General features: G+C 71.1%; 15 protein-coding genes. 12 read left to right on the forward strand and 3 right to left on the reverse strand.

Going from position 1 to position 13,524, the window contains the following annotated elements; translation table 11 throughout:
- Window positions 1–27 precede the first annotated feature (27 nt).
- From ACIRD8_RS23475 to ACIRD8_RS23485, 3 genes are all read left to right on the forward strand, one after another.
- Window positions 28–978: a DUF389 domain-containing protein gene (locus tag ACIRD8_RS23475; RefSeq protein WP_403994768.1), complete on the forward strand. Its 951-nt coding sequence runs from the start codon at window positions 28–30 to the stop codon at window positions 976–978.
- A gap of 116 nt (window positions 979–1,094) precedes the next feature.
- Window positions 1,095–2,525, forward strand: a complete 1,431-nt coding sequence (locus ACIRD8_RS23480) for a DUF2252 domain-containing protein (protein ID WP_403994771.1) — start codon at window positions 1,095–1,097, stop codon at window positions 2,523–2,525.
- Window positions 2,526–2,652: 127 nt separating this feature from the next.
- Complete coding sequence (locus ACIRD8_RS23485; RefSeq protein ID WP_403994774.1) at window positions 2,653–3,987, forward strand: chloride channel protein; 1,335 nt, start codon at window positions 2,653–2,655, stop codon at window positions 3,985–3,987.
- On the opposite strand, the gene ACIRD8_RS23490 is transcribed toward ACIRD8_RS23485, so the two are convergent.
- On the reverse strand, window positions 3,941–4,372 hold the full coding sequence (locus tag ACIRD8_RS23490) for a hypothetical protein (RefSeq protein ID WP_403994776.1): 432 nt from the start codon (window positions 4,370–4,372) through the stop codon (window positions 3,941–3,943). The two genes, ACIRD8_RS23485 and ACIRD8_RS23490, sit on opposite strands and share 47 nt — an antisense overlap.
- Window positions 4,373–4,501: 129 nt before the next feature.
- Here ACIRD8_RS23490 and ACIRD8_RS23495 point away from each other — a divergent pair, with 129 nt between their 5' ends.
- From ACIRD8_RS23495 to ACIRD8_RS23505, 3 genes are read left to right on the forward strand one after another with little or no spacing between them, the layout of a single operon-like run.
- Window positions 4,502–5,077 carry a helix-turn-helix domain-containing protein gene (locus ACIRD8_RS23495; protein ID WP_403994779.1) on the forward strand — a complete coding sequence of 192 codons (576 nt, stop codon included), beginning with the start codon at window positions 4,502–4,504 and terminating at the stop codon, window positions 5,075–5,077.
- Between the two features lie 20 nt (window positions 5,078–5,097).
- On the forward strand, window positions 5,098–5,649 hold the full coding sequence (locus tag ACIRD8_RS23500; protein WP_403994782.1) for a GNAT family N-acetyltransferase: 552 nt from the start codon (window positions 5,098–5,100) through the stop codon (window positions 5,647–5,649).
- A gap of 31 nt (window positions 5,650–5,680) precedes the next feature.
- Window positions 5,681–6,169, forward strand: coding sequence for a glutathione peroxidase (locus ACIRD8_RS23505; protein ID WP_403994785.1), 489 nt, complete (start codon window positions 5,681–5,683; stop codon window positions 6,167–6,169).
- Window positions 6,170–6,233: 64 nt separating this feature from the next.
- Here the strand turns inward: ACIRD8_RS23505 and ACIRD8_RS23510 are convergent, their stop codons facing one another.
- Window positions 6,234–7,460 (reverse strand): acyl-CoA dehydrogenase family protein, encoded by a 1,227-nt coding sequence (locus ACIRD8_RS23510; RefSeq protein WP_403994788.1) that lies wholly within the window; start codon window positions 7,458–7,460, stop codon window positions 6,234–6,236.
- 184 nt (window positions 7,461–7,644) lie between these two features.
- On the opposite strand from ACIRD8_RS23510, the gene ACIRD8_RS23515 reads away from it, so the two are divergent.
- Window positions 7,645–8,295 carry a TetR family transcriptional regulator gene (locus ACIRD8_RS23515; protein ID WP_403994790.1) on the forward strand — a complete coding sequence of 217 codons (651 nt, stop codon included), beginning with the start codon at window positions 7,645–7,647 and terminating at the stop codon, window positions 8,293–8,295.
- A 44-nt stretch (window positions 8,296–8,339) separates the two neighbouring features.
- Here the strand turns inward: ACIRD8_RS23515 and def are convergent, their stop codons facing one another.
- Window positions 8,340–8,894, reverse strand: coding sequence for a peptide deformylase (def, locus tag ACIRD8_RS23520; RefSeq protein ID WP_403994793.1), 555 nt, complete (start codon window positions 8,892–8,894; stop codon window positions 8,340–8,342).
- A gap of 114 nt (window positions 8,895–9,008) precedes the next feature.
- Between def and ACIRD8_RS23525 the strand changes: the two genes are divergently transcribed.
- The 5 genes from ACIRD8_RS23525 (at window position 9,009) to ACIRD8_RS23545 (ending at window position 13,523) form a co-directional block, all read left to right on the forward strand.
- Window positions 9,009–10,247, forward strand: coding sequence for a MurT ligase domain-containing protein (locus tag ACIRD8_RS23525; protein WP_403994796.1), 1,239 nt, complete (start codon window positions 9,009–9,011; stop codon window positions 10,245–10,247).
- Between the two features lie 34 nt (window positions 10,248–10,281).
- Window positions 10,282–11,010: a type 1 glutamine amidotransferase gene (locus ACIRD8_RS23530; protein WP_099172055.1), complete on the forward strand. Its 729-nt coding sequence runs from the start codon at window positions 10,282–10,284 to the stop codon at window positions 11,008–11,010.
- Window positions 11,011–11,208: 198 nt separating this feature from the next.
- On the forward strand, window positions 11,209–12,234 hold the full coding sequence (locus ACIRD8_RS23535; protein ID WP_403994799.1) for a 6-phosphofructokinase: 1,026 nt from the start codon (window positions 11,209–11,211) through the stop codon (window positions 12,232–12,234).
- A 112-nt stretch (window positions 12,235–12,346) separates the two neighbouring features.
- On the forward strand, window positions 12,347–13,297 hold the full coding sequence (locus tag ACIRD8_RS23540) for a cytochrome c oxidase assembly protein (RefSeq protein ID WP_403994802.1): 951 nt from the start codon (window positions 12,347–12,349) through the stop codon (window positions 13,295–13,297).
- 67 nt (window positions 13,298–13,364) lie between these two features.
- Window positions 13,365–13,523: a hypothetical protein gene (locus ACIRD8_RS23545; protein WP_382495563.1), complete on the forward strand. Its 159-nt coding sequence runs from the start codon at window positions 13,365–13,367 to the stop codon at window positions 13,521–13,523.
- Window position 13,524: the final 1 nt, after the last annotated feature.

Genomic DNA, 13,524 nt, shown 5'->3' on the forward strand with positions numbered 1-13,524 from the left:
CATCCCCCGGCCTCGCGGAGGTGGCGCGTGGACATGATCCATGTCCGTGCCGTCAGCCCGCCGGACCTGACCGACCGGGCCGAGGCGTTCCTGGGCGGCAGTCCGTACGTCCTCAACCTGATCGTGCAGCGGGGCGCCGCGCGCAACCCCGACGGGGACTCCATCGCGTGCGACGTGCTGACGGGGGCCGCGAACGAGGTCCTGCGCGGCCTGCGGGACCTCCAGGTCGAGCTTCGCGGGTCCGTCGTCATCGAGCCGGTCGACATGGCCTTCCCGGGGCGGGCCGCGGACGGCGCGACCCGCAGACTCGGGGCGCTCGCCGGCACACCGGTGTGGGAGCAGGTGGAGGCGAGGATCCGGTCCGAGGGGAGATACGCACCGAGTTTCTACCTCTATCTGGTCGTCGCGGGCCTGATCGGCTCGGTCGGCATCGTGACCAACTCCCAGATCCTGATCGTCGGCGCGATGGTGGTCGGCCCCGAGTACGGGGCGATCGTCGCTGTGGCCCTGGGCATCGACAGGGGGGACCGGAGCATGGTCCGCGCGGGCCTGTCCGCGCTGGGCGCCGGCCTCCTGCTCACGATCGCGGTCACCCTCCTCTTCAGTCTGCTCATCCGTGGCTTCGGTCTGCAGTCGGCGGCGTTCGAACGGGGCCTGCGGCCTGTCTCCGACCTGATCAACACCCCGAACTTCTTCTCGTTCGCCGTGGCGGGCCTGGCCGGCGTCGTCGGCATCGTGTCGCTCACCGAAGCCCGTACGAGCGCTCTGCTCGGGGTGTTCATCTCGGTGACGACCATCCCGGCGGCCGCGGCCATCAGCGTCTCGACGGCCTTCGCGAGCTGGTCCGAGGCATGGGGGTCCCTCGTCCAGCTCCTGGTCAACATCTCGGTGCTCATCGTGGTGGGCGCCGTCGCGCTCAGGTGCCAGCGGGCGATCTGGCGGCATGTGGCCGGGGCCGGGAAAGACGGACGGGCCTGAGGCCGCACGGCCCCGCCCGTCGCCGGACCCGGCCGAGCGGCCGGATCCGGGCAGGCCCGGGATGATGGGAGGCAGGGGCCGCCCGCACGGCCCCGCACGCAGTCAGGAGGGCCACCATGCCCCAGAGACGCACCTCACCGCTCCGCGCCGTACCGGGCGCGACCCCCGAGGAACGGGCCGCGCTCGGCAAGGCGGCCCGCAAACGGGTCCCCAGGTCCAGCCATCAGGCGTACGAGGCACCGGGTGACCGGCCGGATCCACTGGCCCTCCTGGAGGCCCAGTCGGCGGCCAGGGTGCAGGAGCTCGTGCCGATCCGGTACGGGCGGATGACGGAGTCGCCCTTCCGCTTCTACCGGGGCGCCGCGGCGATCATGGCCTCCGACCTGGCGGGGACGCCGGACTCCGGGATCAGGGCCCAGCTGTGCGGCGATGCCCATCTTCTGAATTTCAGGCTGCTCGCCTCACCCGAACGCCATCTGCTCTTCGACATCAACGACTTCGACGAGACGCTGCCGGGGCCCTGGGAGTGGGACGTCAAACGGCTGGCGGCCAGCCTCGTCATCGCGGGGCGCGCCAACGGCTTCACGGACAAGGAACGGGCCCGCATCGTACGGGCCACCGTGCGCTCGTACCGGGAGTCGATGATCCGGTTCGCGGACATGCGCAATCTCGACGTCTGGTACACGAAGACCGACGAGGACCACCTGAGGGCCATGGCCGCCGGCAGACTGGCCGCCCGTGGCCGCAAGCGCATCGCCGGTGCGACGGCGAAGGCCCGCACCCGGGACAGTCTGCAGGCGTTCGCCAAGCTCACCGAGGTGAGTGGCGGGCGCCTGCGCATCGCCCCGGATCCGCCTCTGGTGGTGCCGATCGCGGACCTGCTGCCCGATGCGGAACGCCGCGCGACCGAAGGGCAGTTCAGGAGACTCCTCCGGCGCTACGGCCGCAGCCTGCCCTCGGACCGGCGGGCCCTGCTCGCCGACTTCGAGCCGGTGGACATGGCCCGCAAGGTCGTGGGCGTGGGAAGCGTCGGGACCCGTTGCTGGATCTTCCTCCTGCTGGGCAGGGACGGCGGGGATCCGCTCTTCCTCCAGGCCAAGGAGGCCGACTCCTCGGTACTGGCGCCCTACGCGGGGGCAAGCAGGTACCGGAACCAGGGCCAACGGGTGGTGGCGGGTCAGCGCCTGATGCAGGCCGCGGGGGACATCTTCCTGGGCTGGGAGCGGGTCGACGGGTTCGACGGAAGGCGCCGGGACTTCTACGTGCGCCAACTGCGCGACTGGAAGGGCGTCGCCGAACCGGAACTGATGGAGCCGCGCGGCATGGAAGCCTTCGGGGAGCTGTGCGGGACGACCCTGGCCCGTGCGCACGCGCGGTCCGGCGACCGCATCGCCATCGCGTCCTACCTCGGCCACGGCGACCCGTTCGACCGGGCGCTGGAGACGTTCGCCGAGCGGTACGCGGACCAGAACGAGCGGGACCACCGGGCTCTCGTCGATGCGGTGGCCGCGGGCCGCCTGCCCGCGGCCGGGGAGGACGAGAAATAGCGGGCCGGATTCACCACTCGCCGACAGCGGGTACTTCGCGGACATAACCGGACATCGTGGTATCACCGTGTGGACCCCGGCGGGTCGGTGGACCTGGCCGGGAACCGACACCGAGGAGACCATGACCATGTCGGCCGAATCGGTCGGAGCACCCGGCACGGAGGCCCCGGATCCGCTCGCGGTGGTCCGCACCCGGGGGTACGCGGTACTTCTGATCATCGTGGCGGCCCTCGGCGTCCCCATCTCCGCCGCGGCGTTCGGCTTTCTGGCACTCGTCCACGAGCTGCAGTCCCTGACCTTCGAGGACCTCCCCCACGCGCTGGGCTTCGAGAGCACGCCGTCGTGGTGGCCGGTGCCGCTGCTCGCCGTGGCGGGTCTGCTGACCGGGCTGGTCATCCGCCACCTCCCGGGCACGGGCGGACACAGGCCGGCCGAGGGGTTCGTGAACACGGGGGCGCCGACGGCCGCGCAGCTGCCCGGGGTCGCGCTCGCCGCCCTGGCGTCCCTCGGGCTCGGCGTGGTCCTCGGCCCCGAGGCCCCCCTGATCGCCCTCGGCGGCGGGCTGGCCGTGTACGCGGTACGCCTGCTCAAGCCCGGTATCGCGCCGAACGCGAGCGCCATGGTGGCGGCGGCGGGGAGCTTCGCCGCCGTCAGCGCCCTGCTCGGCTCGCCGCTCCTCGGCGCGTTCCTGCTGATGGAGGCGTCCGGCCTCGCCGGGATGATGCTCGGCCTGGTGCTCGTGCCGGGACTGCTGGCCTCCGGCATCGGATCGCTCATCTTCATCGGCCTGGGATCGTGGACGGGCCTGGGGACGTACTCCCTGACCCTCCCCCACGTACCGCACGCTCCCCAGCCCACGCTCGCCGAGTTCGGCTGGGCCATCGTCCTCGGGGCCGCCGCGGCCCTCGCGGGCACCGGCGTCAAGAGACTCGCCCAGTCCCTGCAGGAGCGGGTCGAGCCGCGGCGGGTGATCGCGACGGTGGTGATGGGCCTGACCGTCGGCGTACTCGCGCTCCTCTACGCCGAGAACACGGGAAGGGACGCGTCCGAGGTGCTGTACTCCGGCCAGGACGCCCTCGGCGGTCTGCTCGCCGAGGACGCCACGTACACGGTCGGAACGCTCATCGTGCTGATCGTCTGCAAGGCGCTCGCCTACTCCGCGTCCCTGAGCGCCTTCCGGGGCGGGCCCATCTTCCCCTCGATGTTCCTGGGAGCGGCGGGCGGGCTGGCGCTGTCGCACCTGCCCGGCCTGAACGCCACCTCGGGTTTCGCGATGGGCATCGGAGCCATGTGTGTGGCGATGCTCCGCCTGCCGATGACATCGGTACTGCTCGCCACGCTGCTGCTGGGATCCGAGGGCATCACCGTCATGCCGCTCGTGATCGTCACCGTGGTGGTCTCCTACGTCCTCACGCTCAGGTTCGAACGCTCTTCTGGGGACCCACGCACAGCGCCCAGATGACGAAGATGTTGATGGCGATGAGCACCAGCGACCAGAACGGATAGTAGGGAAGCCACAGGAAGTGGGCGACCACCAGGAGCCCGGCGAGCAGGACGCCGACGGCGCGGGCCCAGAGGGCTCCGGTGAAGAGGGCGCAGCCGGCGAGGACGACGACGATGCCCAGGATGAGGTGCACCCAGCCCCAGCCGGTCAGGCTGAACTGGAACACGTAGTTGCGTGTGGAGACGAAGAGGTCGTCCTTGGCGATGGCGGCGATGCCTTCGAGGATGGCCATGGTCCCACCGAAGATCATCATCACCGCCGCGAAGACGGTCCAGCCCGACTGGGCTCCGCCCCCTCCGGCGGTGTCGCGCCCCACCTTCGTCTCGCTCGCACTTCCAGCCATGTCGGCCTCCTCGGTTCCCAGCCGATGAGCGACTCGATCGAGCCACTTCACGGCTTATGTTCCGTTTATCAGCCTGACACGGCATCACCTGATCGGCACTCTTCTCCGAACAGAGATATGATCCCGCATATGAGAGACCCGGAAGGGCCGGACAGCGTCGACGACCGCCTCGCGGCACGGCTGGGCATGCTCCGCACCGAACGCGGCTGGTCGCTGGACGAGCTGTCCGGGCTGGCCGGCGTGAGCCGCTCGACCCTGTCGCGGCTGGAGCGCGGCGAGCTGAGCCCCACCACCGCCGTACTCGGCCGGCTGTGCACGGTGTACGGACGCACGATGTCGCGGCTGCTGATGGAGGTGGAGGCCGAGCCGCCGCAGCTGGTTCCGGCCGAGCGGCAGCCGGTGTGGCGGGACGGGGCCGCCGGGTTCGTCCGCCGCTCCGTCTCGCCGCCGCACCCGGGCCTGCGCGCCGAGGTCGTCGAGGTCGCGCTCGACGCCGGCGCCACCCTCGCGTACGAGAACGCGCCGGTGCCCGGTGTGGAGCAGCACATCTGGGTGCTCGAGGGCACGGTCGAGATCACCGCCGAGGGAACGGTGCACACCGTGAACGAGGGCGACTGCCTGCGCTTCCGGCTGCACGGCCCCTCGCGCTTCCACTGTCCGGGCCCGCGACGGGTCCGGTACGCACTGATGATCGTCCTGCCGTGAACGTGAAAGGACCCCGCTCCATGACCGAGATCGTCCCCGTGTCCGGCCCCGAACTGGTCACGTACGCCGATGAGCTCGCCGCCCTGCTGATCGAGTCCGTGGAGGGCGGGGCCTCGGTCGGATTCCTCGCCCCGCTGGACCGGGAGACGGCGGCCACCTGGTGGCGGGACCGGGCGGCCGCGGTCGAGTCGGGGAGCCAGCAGGTCTGGATCGCCCGCGACGACGAGCGGGTGGCGGGCACGATCGGGCTGGCCAGGGCGGCCATGCCCAACGCCCGCCACCGCGCGGAGGTCGCCAAGCTCGTGGTCAGGCCCTCCGCCCGCGGCCGGGGGGTCGGCCGGGCCCTGCTCACGGCGGCCGAACGCTCCGCCGCCGACCAGGGGCTGACGCTGCTCGTCCTGGACACCGAGACGGGGAGCGATGCCGAGAGGCTCTACCGCTCGGCGGGCTGGACACTCTGCGGCTCCGTCCCGGACTACGCCGCGGACCCGTACGGCACGCTCAGGGCGACCACGTTCTACTACCGGGCACTGGACCCGCGGGAGGTCTCCCCGCAGGGGCCGTCACAATGAGGGGGACGCCACGCCACCGAGGAGACATCCCATGACGCTGCACGACATCCCGCTCCGTACGCTCACCGGCGAACCGACCACCCTGGGCACCTACGCGGGCTCGGCGGTCCTGCTGGTGAACGTCGCTTCCAAGTGCGGGCTCACTCCGCAGTACGCAGGCCTGGAAAGGCTCCAGAAGGAGTACGCGGACCGCGGGTTCACCGTGCTCGGGGTGCCCTGCAACCAGTTCGCGGGCCAGGAGCCGGGCACCGCGGAGGAGATCCGGACGTTCTGCTCGACGACGTACGGGGTGAGCTTCCCGCTGCTGGAGAAGACCGACGTCAACGGCGAGAACCGGCACCCGCTCTACGCGGAGCTGACGAAGCTGGAAGACGCCGAGGGCACGGCCGGGGACGTCCAGTGGAACTTCGAGAAGTTCCTCGTCTCCCCCGCCGGTGAGCCGGTCGCCCGGATCCGCCCCCGCACCGAGCCGGACGCGCCCGAGGTCCTCGCGGCCATCGAGGCGCAGCTGCCGCGGTAGCGGTCCGCGCTCGGCACAGCACGCGGGGCCGGACCGGCGCACGGTCCGGCCCCGCGGTGTGTGACTAGCGGATCGGCATCCCCGAGAGGGTGCGGGCGATCACCAGGCGCTGGATCTCACTCGTGCCCTCGAAGATGGTGTAGATCGCGGCGTCCCGGTGCATGCGCTCGACCGGGTACTCACGGGTGAAGCCGTTGCCGCCCAGGATCTGCACGGCCTGGGCGGTGACCGTCTTGGCCGTCTCGCTCGCGTAGAGCTTCGACATCGACCCCTCGGCCGCGGTGAACGGCTTGCCCGCGCTCGCCATCCAGGACGCACGCCAGACGAGCAGCCGTGCCGCGTCGATCTGCGTACGCATGTCGGCCAGCTGGAAGGCGATGCCCTGGTTGTCGATGATCGGGCGGCCGAACTGGGTACGCGTCTTCGCGTAGTCGAGGGCGACCTCGTAGGCGGCGCGCGCGGTGCCGACCGCCATGGCGCCGACGGCAGGGCGGGAGGCCTCGAAGGTCGCCATCGCCGCGTTCTTGACGCGCTCGCCGCCGGACCTGGCGCGCTCGCGGGCCCGGGCGAGGCGCTCGTCGAGCTTCTCCTTGCCGCCGAGCAGGCAGTGGCCGGGGATACGGACGTCCTCCAGGACGACCTCGGCCGTGTGCGAGGCGCGGATGCCGTGCTTCTTGAACTTCTGCCCCTGCGAGAGACCGGGGGTGGCCGGCGGGACGATGAAGGAGGCGTGGCCCTTCGAGCCCAGCTCCGGGTCGACGACGGCGACGACGACGTGGACGTTGGCGATGCCGCCGTTGGTCGCCCAGGTCTTGGTGCCGTTGAGCACCCACTCGTCCTTGGCCTCGTCGTACACCGCGCGGGTACGCATCGAGGCCACGTCCGAGCCGGCGTCAGGCTCGGAGGAACAGAAGGCGGCGACCTTCACGTCTGCCGCGTCCCCGTACATCTGGGGGATCCAGGTACCGATCTGCTCCTCGGTGCCGTTGGCGAGGACGCCGACGGCCGCCAGTCCCGTACCGACGATCGACAGGGCGATGCCCGCGTCGCCCCAGAAGAGCTCCTCCATGGCCATCGGGATGCCGAGGCCGGTGGGGTCGAAGAACTGCTGGGCGTAGAAGTCGAGGGAGTAGATCCCGACCTTGGCCGCCTCCTGGATGACGGGCCAGGGCGTTTCCTCACGCTCGTCCCACTCCGAAGCGGCCGGCCGGATCACCTCGGCGGCGAATCCGTGCAGCCAGTCACGGACCTGCTTCTGGTCGTCGTTGAGCTCGAGCGTGAACTCGGCCATGTTCCCTCCATGCACTTCCGGAAAACCCGTTACTAGCGGTAACAACAGTCTGTTACCAGCAAGTAGCCTCTGTCAACCGGTCAGCCGCCTGTCCGCCGCCTATCCGCGCGCCGCGGACCAGGGTGTTACGTTGCCCGGGCGTGACGAGATCGCAGGACAGCTGGGCGGGGCGGGAGAAGACGACATGGAGACCACACGAGGGGCCGAACGGCAGCGGACAGCGGCCGAACAGCGCCGCCGGGAGCTGCTGGAGGCCGCGGACCGGGTGGTGCTCAGGGACGGGCCGAAGGCGTCGATGAACGCGATCGCCGCTGAGGCCGGGATCACCAAGCCCATCCTCTACCGGCACTTCGGCGACAAGGGCGGCCTCTACCGGGCGCTCGCCAAACGCCACACCGACGCGCTGCTGAGCGCCCTGCGGGCCGCGCTCGACGCGCCCTCGGAGCGGCGCGAACGGGTCGAGGCGACGCTGGACACCTACCTGGCGGCGATCGAGGCGCGCCCGCAGGTCTACCGCTTCCTGATGCACCCGTCCGACGACGCGGCCCCCTCCCCCGAGCAGGGCTTCGACGTCGGCCGGCACTCCGCGCCGCTGCTGCGCCGCCTCGGTGAGGAGCTGGGAAAGGTGATCGTGGAGCGGGTCGACCTCGGTCCGGACAGCGAGCAGATGGCCCGTATCTGGGGTCACGGCATCGTCGGCATGATGCACGCGGCCGGCGACTGGTGGCTGGGCGACCGGCCGTGTTCGCGCGAGCAGCTCGTACGCAGTCTCGCCGACCTGCTGTGGGGCAGGCTGGCCGAGGCGGGTGACCTGCCCGGCGGCCAGGGTTTCTGAGCCCCCACAGCGCTCTCCGGGGCCTCCGGTGGCGCGCGCCCGGATCAGTCGTCGGCGGCCGTACGCCCCCACGGCGCCCGCCGGGCCGCGCGCAGCGCCCTGGCGCGGCGCAGTCCCGTCAGCCTGTCCGTGTAGACCAGGCCGTCGAGGTGGTCGCACTCGTGCTGCAGGCAGCGGGCGAACCAGCCGGTGCCGGCGATCCGCACCGGTTCCCCCGTCATGGTCAGGCCCTCGACCACCGCGTGGTCGAAGCGCGGGGTGCCCGCCTCGAGCCCCGGGAGCGAGAGGCAGCCCTCCGCTCCGCGTACGGTGATGCCGTCCGCCTCGACGAGTACCGGGTTGACGACGTGGCCCAGGTGCCGGACCTCGTCGTCGTCAGGACAGTCGAAGACGAACACCCGGAGGGAGAAGCCGATCTGGTTCGCGGCGAGCCCTACTCCGTTCGCGGCGTACATCGTGGCGAACATGTCCTCCACCAGACGGGCGAGCGGCGGGCCGAACTCGGTGACGTCGTCGCACGGCCTGTGGAGGACCGGGGCTCCGAGCAGACTCATGGCACGAACGCGTCCGGAACTGCCGGGGATCGGGCGGTTTCGCATGGGGAGAAGCGTACGTTCCACGTGACCTCCACGTTCCCCGTGGTGCCGAGGTGCGGTCGCCCCGCCGGACATCGATAGGCTGGGCGCGGACTTACGCAAGGAGGATCTAGGACGATGGCAGGCAACACGGAGCCGTTGTCGCCGCGGGCCAAGCTCGCCGTGACGGCGGGCAAGGCCGCGGCGGCGGTGTCGCGCGCTGCGGGGCGCGGCAGCGGATCGGTGATCGGCGGCCGGGTGGCGCTCAAGCTCGACCCCGACCTGCTCGGGCGGCTGGCGCAGCACCTGGACGTGATCCTCGTGTCCGCGACGAACGGCAAGACGACCACGACCCGGCTGATCGCGGAGGCACTCAGGGCCGCGGGGCCCGTCGTGTCGAACGCGCTCGGAGCCAACATGCCCGCGGGGATCACCTCCGCGCTGGCGGGCGGCTCGGACGCGCGGTACGGCGTGATCGAGGTCGACGAGAAGTACCTGGCGGGTGTGGCACGCGACACCACCCCGAAGGTGATCGCGCTGCTCAACCTCTCCCGCGACCAGCTGGACCGCGCGGCGGAGACCCGGATGCTGGCCGAGAAGTGGCGTGAGGGCCTGTCGGGCTCCAAGGCCGTGATCGTGGCCAACGCCGACGACCCGCTGATCGTGTGGGCCGCTTCGTCCTCCCCCAACGTGGTGTGGGTCGCGGCGGGACAGGCGTGGAAGGACGACGCGTGGTCCTGCCCGTCCTGCGGCGGTGTGATGCAGCGCCCCGGTGACGACTGGTTCTGCGGCGATTGCGGTTTCCGCCGGCCCGCGCCCAGCTGGGCGCTGAACGGCGACTACGTCCTGGACCCGCACGGGTCCGCGTGGCCGATCCACCTCCAGCTGCCGGGCCGGGCCAACAAGGCGAACGCCACGAGCTCGGCCGCCGTGGCCGCGGTCTTCGGCGTGCCGCCGCAGGTCGCCCTGGAGCGCATGTACCAGGTGCAGGCGGTGGCCGGCCGCTACGACGTCGTGACCTTCCTCGGCCGTGAGCTCCGGCTCCTGCTGGCGAAGAACCCGGCGGGCTGGCTGGAGACGTTCTCCCTGATCGATCCGCCGCCCACCCCGGTGATCCTCTCGGTGAATGCCCGCGGCGCCGACGGCACGGACACGTCCTGGCTGTGGGACGTCGACTACACCCAGCTCTACGGTCACCCGATCTTCGTGCTCGGTGACCGCAAGCTGGACCTCGCGGTCCGGCTCGAGGTGGCCGGACTGGACTTCCGGGTCTGCGAGACCCTGGACGAGGCCGTCCAGATGGCCCCGCCCGGCCGCATCGAGGTCATCGCCAACTACACCGCCTTCCAGGATCTGCGCCGTCGTGTCGGCAACTGACCCCCGCGCGGGCACCCCCCGGAGAGGACGAAGCATGAGCAACAACAGCCTGCGGCTGGTGTGGGTCTACCCCGACCTCCTCAGCACCTACGGCGACCAGGGCAACGCCCTGGTGGTGGAGCGCCGGGCACGCCAGCGCGGTCTCGACGTGTCACGCGTGGACGTGCGCAGCGACCAGCCCATCCCGACGTCGGGCGACATCTATCTGATCGGCGGCGGCGAGGACCGGCCGCAGCGGCTCGCGGCGGAGCGGCTGCGCCGTGACGGCGGGCTGAGCCGGGCCGCGGCCAACGGCGCGATCATCTTCTCGGTCTGCGCCGGCTACCAGATCCTCGGCCACGAGTTCATCAACGACCTCGGCGAGCGCGAGCCCGGCCTCGGGCTGCTCGACGTCGTCTCGACCCGGGGCGAGGGCGCCCGGTGCGTCGGCGACGTGCTCGGCGACATCGACCCGAACCTGGGGCTGCCGCCGCTGACCGGTTTCGAGAACCACCAGGGCGTCACCCACCTCGGTCCTTCGGCCCGCCCGTTCGCCCGGGTGCGTCTGGGCCGGGGCAACGGCACGGGCGACGGCACGGAGGGCGCGTACAACGACACGGTCTTCGGCACGTACATGCACGGGCCCGTCCTGGCACGCAACCCGCTGATCGCGGACCTGCTGCTGAAGCTGGCCCTGGACGTCAACGCGCTGCCGCCGAGCGACGACCGGTGGTACGAGGCGCTGCGCGCCGAGCGGATCGCCGCGGCGACCCAGCCCGCCTGACACGTCCGTCCTTGCGCGTCCCGTGCGGACCGGCCTCCACGGGGGCCGGTCCGTACGTGCGTGGCCGGTGTACATCCGGTGGACGTCCAGCAGTCGGACAGTGGGTTCGGTCCGGCCACCCCGCGCCGGTAGGGTGGCGGGGATCCAACCGGACGACGTGGTCCGGCGTCGGCCCACGTTGCAAAGGTTTCCCGGGCAATGCGAATTGGTGTGCTCACCTCCGGCGGCGACTGCCCCGGCCTCAACGCCGTCATCCGTTCCGTCGTGCACCGTGCGGTGGTCGACCACGGCGACGAGGTCATCGGCTTCCACGACGGGTGGAAGGGCCTCCTCGAGTGCGACTACCGCAAGCTCGACCTCGACGCGGTCGGCGGCATCCTCGCCCGTGGCGGCACGATCCTCGGCTCCTCCCGTGTCCAGCCCGCGCATCTGCGTGACGGTGTGGAGCGCGCGAAGGGCCATGTCGCCGATCTCGGCCTGGACGCGATCATCCCGATCGGCGGCGAGGGCACGCTGAAGGCCGCCAACCTGCTCTCCGAGTCGGGGCTGCCCATCGTCGGTGTGCCGAAGACCATCGACAACGACATCGCCTCCACCGACGTGACCTTCGGTTTCGACACGGCCGTCGGGGTCGCGACCGAGGCGCTGGACCGGCTGAAGACGACGGCGGAGTCGCACCAGCGGGTGCTGATCGTCGAGGTCATGGGGCGGCACACCGGGTGGATCGCACTGCACTCGGGCATGGCGGCCGGCGCGCACGCCATCGTCGTACCCGAGCGGCCCTTCGACATCGACGAGCTGACCGCCGTGGTCGGCAAGCGCTTCTCGGACGGCAAGAAGTTCGCGATCGTCGTCGTGGCGGAGGGCGCCAAGCCCCGGGAGGGCTCCATGGAGTTCGCCCAGGGCACGAAGGACATCTACGGCCATGAGCGCTTCGCCGGTGTGGCGACGCAGCTCTCCGGTGAGCTGGAGCGGCGCCTCGGCAAGGAGGCCCGCCCGGTGATCCTCGGCCATGTGCAGCGCGGCGGCACCCCGACCGCGTACGACCGTGTCCTGGCCACCCGCTTCGGCTGGCACGCGGTGGAGGCCGCCCACCGCGGTGAGTTCGGCATGATGACGGCGCTGCGCGGCACCGACATCACGATGGTCCCGCTGGCGGCGGCCGTGGAGACCCTGAAGACGGTCCCGGCCGAGCGCTACGCCGAGGCGCAGGTCGTGCTCTGACCCGTCGCGACATTCCCCGGACCGCCCCCGGCCGCACCCGCGGCCGGGGGCGGTTCTAGTCTGGACCGGACAACCGGCACGAAACGGGGACGACCCCAGCGGGAGTGAACAGATGGATCACGGCGGGCACGGCATGAACATGGATCTGCCGCCGTTCACGCTGGGGCGCGGGCTGGAGTTCTCCGCGGACCCGTTCTTCCTGATCGGCTGCGCCGTCGCGCTCGCCCTGTACGGGTACGGGGTCGTGCGGCTGCGCCGGCGGGGCGACGGCTGGCCGGTGAACCGGATCGTGCTCTTCGTCATCGGGGTGCTGTCCATCGCCCTGGTGATGTGCACGGGACTCAACGACTACGGCATGGTCATGTTCAGCGTGCACATGGTGCAGCACATGGTGATCAGCATGGTGTCGCCGATCCTGCTGCTGCTGGGCGCCCCGGTGACGCTGGCCCTGCGGGCGCTGCCCGTGGCGGGCCGGGGCCGTACGGGTCCGCGCGAGCTGCTGCTCAAGCTGCTCCACAGCCGCTACATGAAGATCATCACGCATCCGGTGTTCACGATCCCGCTGTTCATCGCGAGCCTGTACGGGCTCTACTTCACCCCGCTGTTCGACTTCCTCATGGAGTCGAAGACCGGCCACATCGCGATGATGGTGCACTTCCTGGCGGTCGGCCTGGTGTTCTTCTGGCCGATCATGGGCGTCGACCCCGGCCCGCACCGGCCCGGTTACGTGATGCGGATGCTGGAGCTCTTCGCGGGCATGCCGTTCCACGCGTTCTTCGGGATCGCCCTGATGATGGCGAGCCAGCCGATGGTGAAGGCGTACGAGAACCCCCCGGCGTCCCTCGGTATCGATGCCCTGGGCGACCAGTCCGCGGCCGGCGGCATCGCCTGGGCGTTCAGCGAGATCCCGTCCGTGCTGGTGCTGATCGCGCTGGTCTTCCAGTGGTACCGCTCCGACCAGCGGACGGCCAAGCGCTCCGACCGTGCCGCCGACCGGGACGGCGACCAGGAGCTGAAGGCGTACAACGCCTATCTCGCCTCATTGCAGACGCGCGGGCAGTAGCGCCGGGCACGCCCGAGGGGTGACCATGGCTTCACCGGCCGTGCGGCCGGGTGAGGAGCGTGTGCTCATGCCTGGATCCACGAAAACCATGGGAGTGCTCACCGTCGGCGCACTGGTCGCGGTGACGGCGTACACGGTGGCGCTGGGGAGCAACGGCTGGCTCTGGTTCGGCTGGGTGATCCTCGGGCTCGCCACTCTGGGGATGCTCGCCACCCGAGACACCTGAG

Source organism: Streptomyces sp. NPDC102451, assembly GCF_044765485.1.
Taxonomy (GTDB): domain Bacteria; phylum Actinomycetota; class Actinomycetes; order Streptomycetales; family Streptomycetaceae; genus Streptomyces.